Source organism: Pseudomonas sp. HY7a-MNA-CIBAN-0227, from assembly GCF_040310325.1.
In the GTDB taxonomy this organism is placed as follows: Bacteria; Pseudomonadota; Gammaproteobacteria; order Pseudomonadales; family Pseudomonadaceae; genus Aquipseudomonas.
Genome location: NZ_JBEOPT010000367.1, coordinates 1 through 234 on the forward strand (window position 1 = coordinate 1; position 234 = coordinate 234).

1 protein-coding gene is annotated in these 234 nt (G+C 43.2%); it reads left to right on the forward strand.

Features of this window, described 5'->3' with window-relative positions; genetic code table 11:
• On the forward strand, positions 1-234 hold a 234-nt coding region (locus tag AAEZ06_RS28295; RefSeq protein WP_350617529.1), incomplete at both ends, for an ATP-binding cassette domain-containing protein.

The following is a 234-nucleotide window of genomic DNA, read 5'->3' on the forward strand; positions in this document are numbered from 1 at the left end:
GGTGGAGAGCGTCAACGTCTTGCTATTGCAAGAGCTTGGATAGCACAACCTAAACTATTAATGCTTGATGAACCTATTTCAAATATGGACAAGCACTCACAGCGTTTGGTCCTCGCAATGATTAATCAATTAAAACAAGACGGTACGGGACTGATAATCAGCAGTCATCAAACCTGTGGCCTGACCGCGTTGTGCCAACAACATTGGCATATAAAACAACGCACTATTCATACC